This is a genomic window from Mycetohabitans sp. B2, assembly GCF_021733735.1.
Classification (GTDB): domain Bacteria; phylum Pseudomonadota; class Gammaproteobacteria; order Burkholderiales; family Burkholderiaceae; genus Mycetohabitans; species Mycetohabitans rhizoxinica.
In genome coordinates, this window is the sequence record NZ_JAHKSP010000003.1 from 67,108 (window position 1) to 81,540 (window position 14,433).

Consider the following 14,433-nt stretch of genomic DNA (forward strand, 5'->3'; position numbering starts at 1 on the left):
CTGATGGACGGTGTTGGGCGAGCACGCTACTCTTCCTATAATTGCAGTTCGTATGCACGGGTTGACGCAGATTTTCGCAGCGGTTGCGCGGTTGGCTGCATGACCGTGCGCCGTCACCACGTAAATGGAGGCCTGATATGTCGATTCGCATAGGCGACGAAGCACCCGATTTCACCGCCGACACCACGGAAGGTCAAATTCGTTTCCACGAATGGATCGGCGACCATTGGGCGATTCTGTTCTCGCACCCGAAGGACTTCACACCGGTGTGCACGACCGAGCTGGGCTACGTCGCGCGGCTAAAACCCGAATTCGACAAGCGCAACACGAAGGTGATTGGCTTGTCGATCGATCCGGTCAGTGATCACAAGCGTTGGGTGGGGGACATCGCCGAGACACAAGGCTATCCGATCAACTATCCATTGATCGGCGATGAAAACTTAAGCGTCGCGAAGTTGTACGACATGATTCACCCCAATGCGAGCGCTGGACCACGCAATGCGAACGACAACGCGACCGTGCGCGCGGTGTTCATCATCGGTCCAGACAAGAAAATCAAGGCCACGTTCACTTATCCAATGAGTGCGGGACGTAACTTTGACGAAATACTGCGCTTGCTCGATGCATTGCAACTGAACGCGAAGCATTCCGTGGCGACACCGGTGAACTGGAAGCCGGGCGACGATGTGATCATCCCGACGTCGGTATCCGATGAAGAAGCGAAGAAAAAGTATCCGGAAGGCTTTAAGATGCTCAAGCCGTACCTGCGTACTGTCGCGCAGCCGAAATAACCCAGGCGGGCAGTCTCTCATCCGGACCGTTGCGGATGTGCACAGGGGGTTTGCGTTTTTGAAGGATCAGGGTTTATACTTAAATCCGTCTCCTCCATGTCTCCTCCGATATGGATTCAGCCCGCCGCATTGGCGGGCTTTTTTTCACCCGCGTATTATCTGACCCTGATAAAAGAACGCTGTGACGCTCCATACGTGGTGGTTTTTTGTTGCAACTGTGTTCATTGTATCGGCCATTCCGGGCCCGAACATGCTGTTGATGATGTCCAGCGGCGCGCGGTATGGCTTACGCCGAAGCAGTTGGGCGATGGCCGGCTGCCTGTCGGCGCTGGTGCTGATGTTGTCCGTCTCGGCCGCCGGACTGGGGGTATTCCTGCAAGCTTGGCCGGCGATGTTCAACGCATTGCGCGTGGCAGGCGCTGCTTACCTGATGTACCTGGGCATCAAGGCGTGGCGCGCGCCGGTGGAGTCGGCGTCGCACGGTGCGGCCGATACGCGACCGGTCGAGCGTGATGCGGCGCATCGTGTCACGCGCTTTGCGATGTTTCGCACAGGCTTTCTGGTGGGCGCGAGCAATCCGAAGGCCCTACTTTTCGCTGCCGCACTGCTGCCACAGTTCATTAACGCCGCTGCGCCGACGTGGCCGCAATTCAGCATGCTGGTGCCGACGTTCGCGCTCATCGAGGTCGGTTGGTACATGGTCTATGCCGGATGCGGCTCGCGGATTGGAGAACGCCTTCGCAGCCGTAGCATGGCGAAGGCGTTCAATCGGCTCACCGGCGGCGCATTCGTCGGCTTTGGCGCGCTGATGGTGCTGGTGCGGCACTAAACGCGCTCGCTTCCTTGCGGTCGAGACGTGCATACCGGGTGCCGGGAATCGGCAATGCATGAGACGTCGTGAACGCGTCGGCGCTTAGAAAGGAAGGGATCGGCGCGGCGTAGGAAAGTTGTATCGTTGCAACACGACGCAGGAAACCCGGTTACAGGCAGAAATTTGTTGCAACGCACCAAATAACTTGCTAGGGTGGAGCCGTCTCCTCCATGTCTCCTCTAATATGGATTAAGCCCGCCAAACGGCGGGCTTTTTTTTCCTCTTGCATTACGGCGGCAGCGAAAGCCGCTGCGCTGAGAATGTGCGTTACCGCTGCCCACAACGTCAAGCCGTTAATCCGATCCGTTCGTCTGCGCCGATGGCGAGATTCATGCACTGCACGGCTGCACCGGATGCGCCCTTGCCGAGATTGTCGAGTCGCGCGATCGTCATGATGCGCTCTTCATTGCCGAAGACGAACAGGTCGACGCGATTGGTGCCGTTATTGGCTTGCACATCGAAAAAGCCATCGTCTAGGTTCTCCGGCGCACCCAATGGCATGACCCGAACAAACGCTTCGCCGGCATAGTGGTCTGCCAGCACGGCATGAACGTCGGCCGGTGTCACTCGCCGTGCCAATTGCGTTGGGGGAAGATAGGTCGTGACCGCGAGCCCCTTGTAAAACGCGCCGACGATTGGCGTGAACGCTGGCATTATCGTCAGCCCGGAATGGACCATCATTTCCGGCAGGTGTTTGTGCGTCAGCCCAAGCGCGTAGGGGCGCGGACTCGACAACGCGGGAGCCGAGTTGTCCTCGTAGGCCGCGATCAATTTCTTGCCACCACCACTGTATCCGGTGATTGAATAGGCTGTTGCGACGAAGCCGGCCGGCACGATACCAGCATTGACCAGCGGATGCATGGCCAGCACGAACGCCGACGCATGACATCCAGGCACCGCAATGCGCTTGCTCGCGCGGATTTTTTCCCGCTGCGCGCGGTTCAGCTCGGGCAACCCGTACGCCCAGTCCGGTTGCGTGCGGAACGCGGTGCTGGCGTCGATGATCACCACGCGGTCACTGTCGACCAGCGACACGGACTCGCGCGATGCGGTATCCGGCAGGCACAGGAACGTGACGTCGGAGGCGTTGATCAGCCGGCGCCGCTCGTCAGGATCCTTTCGCTTCGCCTCGTCGATACGCAATACCTCAATGTCGCGCCGTGCCGCGAGGTATTCATTGATCTTCAGCCCCGTCGTGCCGTCCTGCCCGTCGACAAAAACTTTGGTTGTCATTGCGTGCCCGCCTTATGCTCCGATACCGTTAAACAGGTATTCTAAGGCCCCGGGCGGGACAGATTCGGGGCGGTTGCGAAAAAAATGCCGTTATCGGGTATAGGTCACGATAATCCGCGCGGCGGCAAGGGCGGCCACCGAGATTTCGTGCTCGAACACCGCGGCAGGGCGCCCGCTGGTCAGCCGCAGGTCCTGGGTGCGTAGCGCCCACACGGTGACGATATAGCGATGCGCTCTGCCGGTCGGCGGACACGGGCCGCCATAGCCGTCATCGCCGAAGTCGTTGCGGGCCTCGATGGCGCCGATTGACTTCAGGAAGCCCGATCCGCTGGCATTGGTCGGCAATCGATGGACGTTAGCTGGAATGCCGGCGACGGCCCAGTGCCACCAGCCGCGACCCGGTGCATCGGGATCGAAGAGCGTCACCGCAAAGCCCCGGGTGCCGGGCGGCGCGTTACGCCACGACAGATCCGGGGAATGGTTGGATCCGCTACAGCCGCGCTTGTTGTAGACCTGCGCGCGTGACACGTGTTGGTTGGGGCGTAACGCCGCGCTGTGCAACTCGAACGGGCGGCTTACGCCACCCGCTGACGTCGGCATGGCGCTGGCGGGTGCATTGTCCGTCTGGGCGAGAGGCTGGACAACCAGCAGCCACCCGGCCATGGACAAGCTCTGCCACACGCGAACATGCGAACGACGGGATGCTCGATGCTGCTGGCGACGCGGACGCATGGGCCGGAAACCTCCTGTCCTTGACGCAACGTTGTTATAACGAACAGTCAGGCACAGCGCGTTCGGTGCCGGTCGGCCGGAGCGGGACCGGGCAGCGCCGGCAAACACGCAGGCAGTCTATCATCCAGACCCATTTGCAAGGTAGCCGCGGCGCCAGTGACCACGATCGAAGGTCTCCCAGATACGACAAAGCCGCCCATGAGGGCGGCTTTGTCGTATCTGGGCATCGGCCCCGATGGGTTCCGCTATTGCGGCGCGGACGTCGCGCCGCCATGCGCAGCCGACCATTGAGCGGGTGCGTGCAGGAACTTCTCGACTTCGTCCAGCGTTTTCGTGTCAAAGTACCCCTTATCCTTGGCCACGCGCAGCACGTCCCACCAGGTCGCCAGCGCGTGCAGATCGACGCCGACATCCTTGAGCACCGACACGCTTTCCTTGAAGATGTTGTAGTGGAACAGCACGAAGCAGTGTTCGACGCTCGCGCCGGCGGTGCGCAATGCATTGATAAAGTTGATCTTGCTGCGGCTGTCGGTCGTCAGATCCTCGACCAGCAGCACCCGTGAACCTTCTTGCAGAAACCCCTCGATCTGCGCATTACGGCCGAAACCCTTTGGCTTTTTGCGAACGTATTGCATCGGCAGGCCCATGCGGTCGGCAATCCATGCGGCGAACGGGATGCCGGCAGTCTCGCCGCCCGCCACCGAGTCCACTTGCTCGAATCCGACGCCGGCATAAATTGTCGATTCGGCCATGTCCATCAGTGCGTTGCGCACGCGAGGATAGGAAATCAGCTTCCGGCAATCAATATAGACCGGGCTCGCCCATCCGGACGTGAAGATATACGGCTTTTCGGCGTTGAAGTGGACGGCCTGGACCTCGAGCAAAATTCTGGCGGTAGTGTCGGAGATCGTTTGACGATCGATGCCTATCATCGGGAAAATCCTTGGAATCGGGGGTGTGGGTCGGGCGGGACTGCGCGACGCGCGTAGCCCGCTATTGTACCTCAGTCGGGTGCCATGCTGGCCGACCGCGCCCGGGGTCATGGTGTGCGCCGGGTTTGTCCTCCGTACCTGCGTCGTCGGACGGCAGTTCATGGGGTGTACACTTATCGCCCCCGCCATATCCAATTTCTATTTACATACACGTCGCACCATGGACGAACAACTGAAGCAAAGCGCTCTGGCCTATCATCAGAATCCAAAGCCCGGCAAGATTTCGGTCACCCCGACCAAGCCGCTGTCGAACCAGCTCGACCTGTCACTCGCCTATTCTCCGGGCGTCGCGGCCGCGTGCGAGGCGATCCATGCCGAGCCGCTCGATGCGCAGAAGTACACGTCGCGCGGCAATTTGGTCGGCGTCGTCACGAACGGCACGGCGGTACTGGGGCTTGGCAATATCGGGCCGTTGGCCGCTAAGCCGGTGATGGAGGGCAAGGGTTGCTTGTTCAAAAAATTCGCCGGTATTGACGTGTTCGACATCGAGCTTGCGGAATCTGATCCGGACAAGCTGGTCGAGGCGATCGCGATGCTCGAGCCGACCCTAGGCGGCATCAATCTGGAGGATATCAAGGCGCCGGAGTGCTTCTATATCGAGCAGAAGCTGCGCGAGCGGATGAAGATCCCGGTGTTCCACGACGATCAGCATGGCACGGCGATCATTGCGTCGGCGGCGATCCTGAACGGCCTGAAGGTCGTCGGCAAGCACATCGCCGAGGTGAAGCTGGTCGCCTCGGGCGCGGGCGCGGCGGCAATTGCGTGCCTGGACCTGCTGGTCAAGCTCGGCCTGAGCAAGGACAACATTCTCGTGGCCGACTCCAAGGGCGTAATCTATGAGGGACGCGGCCATCTCGATCCGTCCAAGCAACGCTATGCGGCGCACACCGATGCGCGCACGCTAGCTGACGCGATCAAAGGCGCCGATGTGTTCCTCGGCTGCTCGAGCGCTGGCGTGCTGAAACCGGAAATGGTCCGGGAGATGGCCGGTAAGCCATTGATTCTGGCGCTGGCCAATCCGGAGCCGGAGATCCGGCCGGAGGAGGCTAAGAAGGTTCGGCCCGATTGCATTATCGCCACGGGCCGCTCCGACTATCCGAATCAGGTTAATAACGTCCTATGTTTCCCGTTCATCTTCCGCGGCGCGCTCGACGTGGGGGCGACTACGATCACCGAAGAGATGAAGCTCGCCTGCGTGCGCGCGATTGCGGAGTTGGCCGAGGAGAGTGACCAGGGCGACGAGGTGGCCAAGGCGTACGAGGGCCACACACTCGAATTCGGTCCTGAGTATCTGATCCCGAAGCCGTTCGATCCGCGACTGATCATCAAGATTGCACCAGCTGTTGCGCAGGCGGCGATGGATTCATGCGTCGCGACGCGGCCGATTGTCGACATGCAAGCCTATCGGGAGCAGCTTGCCACGACGGTGTACCGCACCGGCATGGTGATGCGGCCCGTATTCGCCGCAGCCAAGGCGTCCAACGCACGGATCGTGTTCGCCGAGGGCGAGGACGAGCGCGTGCTGCGCGCCGCGCAATTCGTGTTGACCGAGCGCATCGCCAAGCCGATCATCGTCGGACGTCCGGCCGTGGTCGAGATGCGTTTGAAGAAGATGGGCTCGAAGCTGCGCGCCGGCCAAGACTTCGAGATCGTCGATCCGGAAGACGATCCGCGCTATCACCGGTGCTGGCAGGACTATCACGAGCTTGGGGCGCGCATGGGCGTGACGCCCGAAGTGGCCAAGGCCGCGATGCGCAAGTCGAACACATTGATCGGCGCCATGCTGGTGCGGCTCGGCGATGCCGACGGTATGGTGTGCGGCTTGATCGAATCGTTCCATAGCCATCTGAAGTACATTGATCAAGTGCTGGGCCGCGCCAGCGACGCGCAGCACTATGCGGCGATGAACTTGCTGATGTTGCCCGGCCGCAATCTGTTCATCTGCGATACCTACGTGAACGAAGTGCCGAGCGCGGAGCAACTTGCCGACATGGCGATCTTGGCGGCGCGCGAGGTCGAGAAATTTGGCATCGTGCCGAAGATCGCATTGCTGTCGAATTCGAACTTTGGCAGCGTGCCGACGGCTTCCTCGCAGCGCATGGCCCAAGCCCGTGCGCTGATTGCCGAGCGTGCCGCGCATCTGGAAGTCGATGGCGAAATGCACGGCGATGCGGCGCTGTCCGAGGTGATCCGCAAGCAGGCGATGCCCGGCACTACACTCAGCGGCGAGGCGAATCTACTGATCATGCCGAACGTCGAGGCGGCCAACATCACGTACAACCTGCTGAAGATGATCGGCGGGGAGGGCGTGACGGTCGGGCCGTTCCTGCTCGGCACGGCGAAGCCCGTGCACATCTTGACGCCGGCATCCACCGTGCGCCGCATTATCAACATGACTGCGGTGGCATCGGCCAACGCACGCGTTGGTTAAGCGCGCCCGTCTGCGCGGCGTAGCCGCGTTGCCGGGCACCGCTTAAAGGTTATCCTGCGCCAACCCACTGGGCGAGACCCGAAATCAAGCCTCGCCGGGTGGAGGAGGGGGTAATATGCAGATCGCCGCATTGCTCAATCCCGGCGCATTGAGGCTGGGCTTACTGCTGTGCGTGAATGTGCGGCTGGAAAAGCGGAGCGGATTGGAAGGCGGGGCGGACGATGATCCGCGTGCGCACGCACCGACTGGTGGTGTGTGCCACGCCAGCCGGCCAACACCGCGACGCCGGTGACAGCCTTGCGTGCCGCGGTCCAGTCGTAGCCCGAGGTTGTAGTGTGCTATGCCATGGCCGGTGACATGGACTATCTGCTCCCAGTGTGCATCCAGGCAGGACATGGCGCACTTTTCGCGGTTTGTCCAAAATCAATTGGTTTGCGTCGCTCAGGCCATGCCGCGACTGCCGCTACGGCGATGGGTTGACGCGTCCGTCCAGCCTCACACTATCGGTGCGGCGCGCGGCGGGCGCGCCAAGGGGGTATCAACGGCGTATCAAGCGGCTAGCCCGGCAGGCACCGCGCGGAAGACATCGAATAGCTGAGACGCACGCCGCGCCTGGCGCTTCATCGCGTAGTCGAACATCGCCGCTTGCTCCTGCAGCAGTTCGGCCATGAGGCTGGAGGGGTCCGCTGGCGGCAGCGTCAGGTATGCGTCGGCTTCCCCGTACGCGTATTCGATTATCATGCCGGCCTTTTTCGCGATGTGCATCATCGTCGAATTGCGTGAAAGGCAATGCATATATAGCGTCGTCACGCGGGTATTCCGGCCATGCATCGCGGCGCGCTCAAACAGTTGCGTGCCGATGCCGCGGCCGCGGGCGCGCTTAAGCACCGACACGCCGAACTCCGCGGTACGCTTGTCGCTGTCGCCAGGCACATAGGCCAGATGACCGACACCGACCAACTCGAGGTTATCATCGAAGACGCCGAATACCGTATCGCAGGAAAAGTCGATGCCGTCCACGTAGTGTTTGACCACATGATCGGGAACCCTTTGTCCAAACCGCAGTAGCCGATCGTCGTCGTTCAGCGACAGGAAGTGTGCATGCAGCTGGGCTCGATCGCGTGATGACAACTCACGCACGAGCGCCGCTTTCGGTGACGCGCTGCGCGGATCATGCACCGTCATCGGGCCAGGGGCCGGATTCAACGCTTTCATCGGGTTCTCCTGCGGGCGGCGGGCTTACCGCCTGCCCATCTCGCATCAGCTTCTGATGCAGTGCAATATGCATTCTACAGGAAACCCCCTAGTTTTCTTCGGGAAAACCCTAGGTTGAGCTTGAATTAATATTCTAAAACCGACATTAAGGAACATAAAAACGACGTAGGATAGGCCGTTGCGGGCGCTGTTGCGCTTGCGCAACGCCGGGCCAATCGTCGTGGTCTGGGCAGGGTTTATCACTACGCAACGTGCGGCGGCGCGACCAGTCCGCGCTCAAGCACGGCGATGACCTCGTCCGCGAAGTCCGCGTAGGTCATCTTGCCGCCCGGCTTGAGCCACGTGAAGGTCCAGTTGATCATGCCAAATACCATCATGGTGAGCGCCATCTGGTTGGATTGGGTCACGCGCTGCGGATAGGCGCGAGCCAGTTGGCGCGCAAACGCGGCAACAATGTCGCGTTGCCGGTCTAGGATGATTTCGCGCTGCGTTTGCACCAAATACTTGACGTCGTTGAGCAGCGCGACGTGCCGCGTGTGCGACGTCTCATACTCGGCGAGGAAGGCGCGGATCAACTCCGCGAAGGTTTGCTGCTCGTTCAATTCCCGTCTTTGGCTGGCACCCTCGACCTCGGCGATGATCAGCATCAGCCGCTTTGTGTACCGGTCCAGTAAATCGAACAGGATGGCCTCCTTGCTCTCGTAATAATGGTATAGGCGTGCTTTCGACGTGCCGCTGGCCGCGGCCAGGTCTGCCATCGACGTGCTCGGGTAGCTGGTCTGCGCGAATTTCTCAGCGGCCAGATTCAAGATCTGCTCGCGCTGGCTTTCATGATCGGGAGCTCGGGTGCGGGCCATGGGGGGCAATTCTGTTGAGGATCTGTCCGGTCAGTGTGGCAGGCATGTCGTCGGCCTACGGCCGTCGCACTTGCACATCACGCCACTGTCGACGCGCCTCGCCGCTGAGCGCGAGGCGGCCGGCCGTGGCCAGTTCCTTGCAACGCCACAACGCGATCGCATCGGTCACGCAGGCGCCGAAGTCGCCTTTCATGACCTGGGCGGCAACGTGGGTCGCCATTTGCCATCGATCATCGGTATGCTGCAACCATGCGTCGTCGATCGGCGCATAGGTGCCGGTCACGAAGCGGTTCTCGCGCCAGCATCGCACGTCGCCATTGAGCCGCCGCACGTCCTGCCACTCCAGCGCAAGCCGCCCGATCCGCAACACCGAGATCGGCGCGGCCTTTCGGATGCGCGTGGCCAGCGCGTCGGCGCCGAACATGCCGATTGCGCTCGCGCCGTCGGCACGCGGTGCAGTCTCGCGTGGCAACTCACGTGCGCCGAGGGCCACTTCGTTAAGCCGTTGCGGTTGGGTGCGCAGATACCATGCAACCCGACGCAGCATCAGTTGGTCCGACGCGCTTTGCGCGTGCCAGACGACGATATTCATCGCCGATTCGACGAGACGTGCCAACGCGGCGTTCTGCTCGTTCAGTTCGGACGCGACATCCCGGTCCTGTTCGTCGAGGACCTGCTGCCAAAACGCCGCGCGTTCATGCACGTCGCTGTCGACAGCCCGGATTGGGCCAAACGCGAGATCGTCACGCAACGCGAGTACTTCCTCGTTGCGTTGCGCACTGGCCAGCGCTGCACGAAGCGAGGTGGCCGCCACATCCCCGTTGGTAATATGGATCGTTGTCATGGAGATTGCCCGCTGACGGACAAGCGGTAAGCGGGCCCGCGCTGCGCGGTTCCCGGCATGCCGCCAGTCCGCTGCGCGAGCCGGGCTATACGTGAACAGGCGCTAGTGTAAGCGATCGTTCCGGATCGTGGCCGGCGGTGCAGCGAATGATGACGGCCGGCAGCGCGGTGCACGGCTCAGCGTTCATCGTAGCTGACGACCACGCGTTCGCTGACCGGATGGCATTGACAGGTGAGGACAAAGCCGGCCTCCACTTCCTGGGGTTCGAGCGTGTAGTTTTTCTCCATCCGGACTTCTCCGTCGAGCACCTTGGCGCGGCACGTGCAGCACACGCCACCCTTGCACGCGTACGGCAGCGCGAGCCCCGCGCGCAGTCCAACATCGAGCAGGCTCATGCCCTCGTATGGCAGGCGCAGCTTGCGGCGCTTGCCGTCGAGCACGATTTCCAGATCCGCCGCAGGCGTGTTTTCCGTTATCTCGACCGGTGGTACGCCGGCTTGTGGCAGTGGCGTGCCGAAGCGCTCCACATGGATGAGCTGTTGCGGCACCCCGGCGGCTCTCAAGGCGTCCTCGGCGGCATCCATCATCGGCGCCGGTCCGCAGATAAAGGCTTCGTCGATCGATTCGGCCGGCACCAGCGACTGCAGGAAGGCGTCGCACTTGGCCCGGTCCAGCACGCCATTGAACAGCTCGACATCTTGCACATCGTCCGACAGCACGTGATACAGGATTAGCCGGTTCATATACCGATTCTTCAGGTCTTCCAATTCCTCGGCGAACATGATTGCGTCGACGCTGCGATTGCCGTAGATCAGCGTAAAAGTGCTGCGCGGCTCGACATCCAATGTCGTCTTGATAATGGCCAGCACCGGTGTGATGCCCGAACCTCCCGCAAACGCGAGATACTGTTTGTGATGGTCGGCATTCAAATGCGTAAAAAAGCGGCCATCGGGCGTCATTACATCGATTGTGTGTCCCGGTTGCAGTGTGTCGAACGCAAAATTCGAGAAGCGGCCGCCGCGCACCCGCTTGATGCCGATGCGCAATTCACCGTCCCGCTCGTAGTCGGTGACGCCGACGCAGATCGAGTATGAGCGGCGCGTTTCCTCGCCGTCGATATGGGCCTTGAGCGTGACGAACTGCCCCTGCGTGAACCGGTACGCGTCGCGCAGTTCGACAGGGACCTCAAAAGCGACCGAGACTGCGTCTGGCGTTTCGGCGCGCACTTCGCGGATACGCAGCGAATGAAATTGCACAGTGGCCATATTAATACGGTTTGAAGTAATCGAAAGGTTCGCGGCAGGTAATACAGCGGTACAGTGCCTTGCACGCGGTTGACCCAAACTGCGACAGTCGCTCGGTGTTCGGCGAGCCGCAACGTGGGCAGACGGGCTGCGTGTGCTCGCGCTCGTTGCGCGACACCAGCCTGACCGGTTGCGGCGCTTGCGTTCCCTGCGTCGTGCACGTCTGTGACGGCGGTGCGATCCCGTAGTGGCGCAGCTTCTGGCGCGCGCCGTCGGTGATCCAGTCGGTGGTCCACGCAGGCGCGAGCACACTGACGACACGGTGCGGCGCGAGCCCCGCGCCATCCAGCGCCGCGCCGATGTCCTCGGCGATCTGCGCCATTGCCGGGCAACCCGAGTAGGTTGGCGTGATCACCGCTTCAATAACGCCGTCCGGGGCCTGCCGTACGTCGCGAAGAATGCCGAGTTCGCGAATCGACACAACCGGGATTTCCGGGTCCGGTACCGCGTCCAGCGCTGCCCACGCGCGGGCAACGAGTGAAGTGTTGGTCGAACTGTCTGGCATGCGTTTCTCTGTCGAATTCGGAAGCCGGACGTCAATGCTGGTGTGGGTGGGGCCGGGAGCGGCCCGCACCGTCCTACCAGCGGGCGCCGGGGTGCTGGCGGGCCAGGCTCTGCATTTCCGCCAGCAGATATCCCATGTGCTCGGAGTGCTTGCCCAGCTTGCCAGTTGTCACATATTGACCCGTGGTCGGCCACGCAAGCGTGGCTTCGTCGAGCGCCGCCCGGACGTGCTCCGCCCAGTCCGGCTGCAGCGTCGCGTTTAGCGGGCCGATGCCCTGTGCCGCGATGGACTGCTCGAGTTCGTCAACGGAGAAAAACTCGCTCGTATACGGCATCAGGAAGTCGACTGCGGCCTGCGTGCGGCGATGCGATTCGTCCGTGCCGTCGCCGAGCCGTACCAGCCAGTCGCGCGCGTGGTGCACGTGGTATCGCGTTTCCTTGAGCGATTTGGCGGCGATCGCGGTCAAATCGGCATCGCTTGAATGCAGCAGCGCATCCCAGACGAGTAGCATCAGCGTCGAATACAGGAAATTGCGCACGATCGTTACCGCATAGTCCCGGTCGGCGCGCACAGTACCGCAATACGGGCCGGCGTGCGGCAGCTCGAGCATCGTGTAATTGCAGAACTGGCGCTCCTCACGGAAGAACGCATAGTCGTCCTCGTCGCGCGCCTGGCCAGTGAGCGCGGCCTCCAATGAGCCGGCGTGCGTATAGAGCAGCCGGGCCTGGCCGATTAGGTCCAGACTGATATTGGCCAGCGCGATATCCTCTTCGAGGACCGGGCCATGCCCGGTCCATTCGGCATTGCGCTGGCCGAGAATCAGGGCGTTGTCCGCGAGGCGTAGTACATACGCCAGATGGTGTTGCGTCGGCATGGGCGTGGTCCGTCCTGGCTTTACATGTGGTTGACTTCGTCCGGCAACTGATAGAAGGTCGGATGACGGTAGATCTTGTCGCCGGCCGGATCGAACAGTTCAGACTTTTCCTGGGGCGCCGACGCGGTAATTGCCGCGGCCGGTACGACCCAGATGCTCACGCCTTCCTGTCGGCGCGTGTAGACGTCACGCGCCATGCGCAGCGCCATTTGTGCGTCCGCCGCATGCAGGCTGCCACAATGTTTGTGGTCCAGCCCCTGTTTGCTGCGTACAAACACTTCCCAAATCGGCCATTCCTTGCTCATGGGTTCCTCCTCGATTCGTGCTGGCGCACCACTACGCCGCTTTCTGTTCGTTGCGCCGAGCCTGCTTGGCCTCGTACGCTAGCGCCGCCTCGCGTACCCAGGCGCCGTCCTCATGCGCCTTCACGCGCGTGGCTAGCCGCTCACGGTTGCAGGGGCCGTCACCTTTGACCACGCGCCAAAACTCTTCCCAGTCCACCGCGCCATAGTCGTAGTGGCCGCGCGCCTCATTCCATTTCAAGTCTGGATCGGGCAACGTGACGCCGAGGACCTTGGCCTGCGCGACGATCGCGTCGACAAATTTTTGCCGAAGGTCGTCGTTCGATATGCGCTTGATTCCCCATCGGGTGGACTGGTTACTGTGCACCGAGTCCTTGTCGCTCGGGCCGAACATCATTAGCACTGGCCACCACCAGCGGTCCACGGCCTGCTGCACCATCTCGCGCTGTGCTGCGGTGCCCTGCATCATGGCCAGCAACGCATCAAAGCCTTGGCGTTGGTGGAAAGACTCTTCCTTGCAGATGCGGATCATCGCGCGCGCATAAGGGCCATACGTGCAGCGACACAGCGGGATCTGGTTCATGATTGCAGCGCCATCGACTAGCCACCCGACCACGCCGACGTCGGCCCAACTCGGCGTGGGGTAGTTAAAAATGCTCGAATACTTCGCACGGCCGCTGTGCAGCGCATCGAGCATCTGATCGCGCGACACGCCCAGCGTTTCCGCGGCGCTGTACAGGTACAGCCCATGCCCACCCTCGTCCTGCACCTTGGCCAGCAGGATCGCCTTGCGTTTCAAGCTCGGAGCGCGACTGATCCAGTTGCTCTCGGGCAACATGCCGACGATTTCGGAGTGCGCGTGCTGCGAAATTTGCCGCACTAGCGTCTTGCGATAGGCGTCAGGCATCCAGTCTTGCGGCTCAATCTTGTCGTCCGCGGCGATGCGCGCGTCAAAGCGCTGCTGCTCTATGCTGGCAACGGGGTTGTCGGCCAGCACGGCGTTGCCCGGCAAGTCGAGCGATTGCGTATACATAAGAAGCCTCCATCAGGATTCTTCATGCAGTATAAACCTACCGACCGGTCGGTTAATAATTTTTAATCCGGGTGAATCTGCTGCTGGCTGGGGCGTTGGCGGTGGCGGTGGCGGTGGCGTATCGGTCGTGCTAGGGGGGGAGCGGGTCGGGTGACAAAACGTGTTGGCTAAAAAAATGTCTGCGGGGCCCTTGCGGTGGACGCGTCATTGGCCTATGATTCGACCCCTCGCTGCATGCAGTGAGGCCGCTGAAGGGGCAAACGCAGCGGGCGGGGCAGACAACGGGGTGTGAGGCGGCCAGCATCGCACCGGGGTGGTAAAAAAGTTGTTGACGCTTCGCAAGATTGTGGTCATAATCTCGTTTCTCTGCTGCTGATGCAGCGACGCGCCGCAGGGGCTGAAGCCGGGCAGGCTGAGGCACGGTGGGCGCGATGCTCTTTAACAAGTAA

The 14,433-nt window shown here is 61.6% G+C and carries 15 protein-coding genes and 1 pseudogene; 5 read left to right on the forward strand and 11 right to left on the reverse strand.

All coding sequences use genetic code 11. The features are described 5' to 3' along the window. Positions 1-137: 137 nt before the first annotated feature. Positions 138-791 carry a peroxiredoxin gene (locus KPG66_RS01010; RefSeq protein WP_237069756.1) on the forward strand — a complete coding sequence of 218 codons (654 nt, stop codon included), beginning with the start codon at positions 138-140 and terminating at the stop codon, positions 789-791. A gap of 181 nt (positions 792-972) precedes the next feature. Further along, positions 973-1,620 (forward strand): LysE family translocator, encoded by a 648-nt coding sequence (locus KPG66_RS01015; protein WP_013434046.1) that lies wholly within the window; start codon positions 973-975, stop codon positions 1,618-1,620. Between the two features lie 327 nt (positions 1,621-1,947). On the opposite strand, the gene argC is transcribed toward KPG66_RS01015, so the two are convergent. From argC to KPG66_RS01030, 3 genes are all read right to left on the reverse strand, one after another. Next, positions 1,948-2,895, reverse strand: a complete 948-nt coding sequence (gene argC / locus KPG66_RS01020) for an N-acetyl-gamma-glutamyl-phosphate reductase (RefSeq protein WP_237069757.1) — start codon at positions 2,893-2,895, stop codon at positions 1,948-1,950. A 90-nt stretch (positions 2,896-2,985) separates the two neighbouring features. Continuing rightward, positions 2,986-3,558, reverse strand: a complete 573-nt coding sequence (locus KPG66_RS01025; protein WP_237069758.1) for a YbhB/YbcL family Raf kinase inhibitor-like protein — start codon at positions 3,556-3,558, stop codon at positions 2,986-2,988. Between the two features lie 314 nt (positions 3,559-3,872). Further along, on the reverse strand, positions 3,873-4,559 hold the full coding sequence (locus tag KPG66_RS01030) for an orotate phosphoribosyltransferase (RefSeq protein ID WP_013434049.1): 687 nt from the start codon (positions 4,557-4,559) through the stop codon (positions 3,873-3,875). Between the two features lie 220 nt (positions 4,560-4,779). Here KPG66_RS01030 and KPG66_RS01035 point away from each other — a divergent pair, with 220 nt between their 5' ends. The 3 genes and pseudogenes from KPG66_RS01035 to KPG66_RS17695 all read left to right on the forward strand — a co-directional run. Continuing rightward, entirely contained in the window at positions 4,780-7,050 is a 2,271-nt protein-coding gene (locus tag KPG66_RS01035; protein WP_237069759.1) for an NADP-dependent malic enzyme, read from the forward strand. A 115-nt stretch (positions 7,051-7,165) separates the two neighbouring features. Continuing rightward, positions 7,166-7,342: a hypothetical protein gene (locus KPG66_RS01040; protein ID WP_013434051.1), complete on the forward strand. Its 177-nt coding sequence runs from the start codon at positions 7,166-7,168 to the stop codon at positions 7,340-7,342. Positions 7,343-7,371: 29 nt separating this feature from the next. Then, a pseudogene (locus KPG66_RS17695) lies at positions 7,372-7,483 on the forward strand (Lrp/AsnC ligand binding domain-containing protein); the annotation flags it as partial. Between the two features lie 116 nt (positions 7,484-7,599). Here the strand turns inward: KPG66_RS17695 and KPG66_RS01045 are convergent. From KPG66_RS01045 to paaA, 8 genes are all read right to left on the reverse strand, one after another. Next, positions 7,600-8,265: a GNAT family N-acetyltransferase gene (locus tag KPG66_RS01045; RefSeq protein ID WP_442929388.1), complete on the reverse strand. Its 666-nt coding sequence runs from the start codon at positions 8,263-8,265 to the stop codon at positions 7,600-7,602. A gap of 242 nt (positions 8,266-8,507) precedes the next feature. After that, positions 8,508-9,122 carry a TetR/AcrR family transcriptional regulator gene (locus tag KPG66_RS01050; RefSeq protein ID WP_237069760.1) on the reverse strand — a complete coding sequence of 205 codons (615 nt, stop codon included), beginning with the start codon at positions 9,120-9,122 and terminating at the stop codon, positions 8,508-8,510. A 55-nt stretch (positions 9,123-9,177) separates the two neighbouring features. Beyond that, positions 9,178-9,966, reverse strand: a complete 789-nt coding sequence (locus KPG66_RS01055; protein ID WP_237069761.1) for a DUF1835 domain-containing protein — start codon at positions 9,964-9,966, stop codon at positions 9,178-9,180. Positions 9,967-10,142: 176 nt separating this feature from the next. Then, positions 10,143-11,231 (reverse strand): 1,2-phenylacetyl-CoA epoxidase subunit PaaE, encoded by a 1,089-nt coding sequence (gene paaE / locus KPG66_RS01060; protein ID WP_237069762.1) that lies wholly within the window; start codon positions 11,229-11,231, stop codon positions 10,143-10,145. A 1-nt stretch (position 11,232) separates the two neighbouring features. Beyond that, on the reverse strand, positions 11,233-11,775 hold the full coding sequence (gene paaD, locus KPG66_RS01065; RefSeq protein WP_237069763.1) for a 1,2-phenylacetyl-CoA epoxidase subunit PaaD: 543 nt from the start codon (positions 11,773-11,775) through the stop codon (positions 11,233-11,235). A 73-nt stretch (positions 11,776-11,848) separates the two neighbouring features. After that, positions 11,849-12,649, reverse strand: coding sequence for a 1,2-phenylacetyl-CoA epoxidase subunit PaaC (gene paaC / locus KPG66_RS01070; protein ID WP_013434058.1), 801 nt, complete (start codon positions 12,647-12,649; stop codon positions 11,849-11,851). Positions 12,650-12,669: 20 nt separating this feature from the next. Then, positions 12,670-12,954 carry a 1,2-phenylacetyl-CoA epoxidase subunit PaaB gene (gene paaB, locus KPG66_RS01075; RefSeq protein WP_013434059.1) on the reverse strand — a complete coding sequence of 95 codons (285 nt, stop codon included), beginning with the start codon at positions 12,952-12,954 and terminating at the stop codon, positions 12,670-12,672. Between the two features lie 31 nt (positions 12,955-12,985). After that, a complete protein-coding gene (gene paaA, locus KPG66_RS01080; protein WP_013434060.1) occupies positions 12,986-13,984 on the reverse strand; it encodes a 1,2-phenylacetyl-CoA epoxidase subunit PaaA in 999 nt (332 codons plus the stop codon). Positions 13,985-14,433 lie beyond the last annotated feature (449 nt).

Bases quoted from the DNA above. Each gene is read 5' to 3' on its own strand.
- KPG66_RS01010 (WP_237069756.1), top strand. From the start codon at position 138: ATGTCGATTCGCATAGGCGACGAAGCACCCGATTTCACCGCCGACACC.
- argC (WP_237069757.1), bottom strand. From the start codon at position 2,895: ATGACAACCAAAGTTTTTGTCGACGGGCAGGACGGCACGACGGGGCTG.
- KPG66_RS01025 (WP_237069758.1), bottom strand. From the start codon at position 3,558: ATGGCCGGGTGGCTGCTGGTTGTCCAGCCTCTCGCCCAGACGGACAAT.
- KPG66_RS01030 (WP_013434049.1), bottom strand. From the start codon at position 4,559: ATGATAGGCATCGATCGTCAAACGATCTCCGACACTACCGCCAGAATT.
- KPG66_RS01035 (WP_237069759.1), top strand. From the start codon at position 4,780: ATGGACGAACAACTGAAGCAAAGCGCTCTGGCCTATCATCAGAATCCA.
- KPG66_RS01040 (WP_013434051.1), top strand. From the start codon at position 7,166: ATGCAGATCGCCGCATTGCTCAATCCCGGCGCATTGAGGCTGGGCTTA.
- KPG66_RS01045 (WP_442929388.1), bottom strand. From the start codon at position 8,265: ATGAAAGCGTTGAATCCGGCCCCTGGCCCGATGACGGTGCATGATCCG.
- KPG66_RS01050 (WP_237069760.1), bottom strand. From the start codon at position 9,122: ATGGCCCGCACCCGAGCTCCCGATCATGAAAGCCAGCGCGAGCAGATC.
- KPG66_RS01055 (WP_237069761.1), bottom strand. From the start codon at position 9,966: ATGACAACGATCCATATTACCAACGGGGATGTGGCGGCCACCTCGCTT.
- paaE (WP_237069762.1), bottom strand. From the start codon at position 11,231: ATGGCCACTGTGCAATTTCATTCGCTGCGTATCCGCGAAGTGCGCGCC.
- paaD (WP_237069763.1), bottom strand. From the start codon at position 11,775: ATGCCAGACAGTTCGACCAACACTTCACTCGTTGCCCGCGCGTGGGCA.
- paaC (WP_013434058.1), bottom strand. From the start codon at position 12,649: ATGCCGACGCAACACCATCTGGCGTATGTACTACGCCTCGCGGACAAC.
- paaB (WP_013434059.1), bottom strand. From the start codon at position 12,954: ATGAGCAAGGAATGGCCGATTTGGGAAGTGTTTGTACGCAGCAAACAG.
- paaA (WP_013434060.1), bottom strand. From the start codon at position 13,984: ATGTATACGCAATCGCTCGACTTGCCGGGCAACGCCGTGCTGGCCGAC.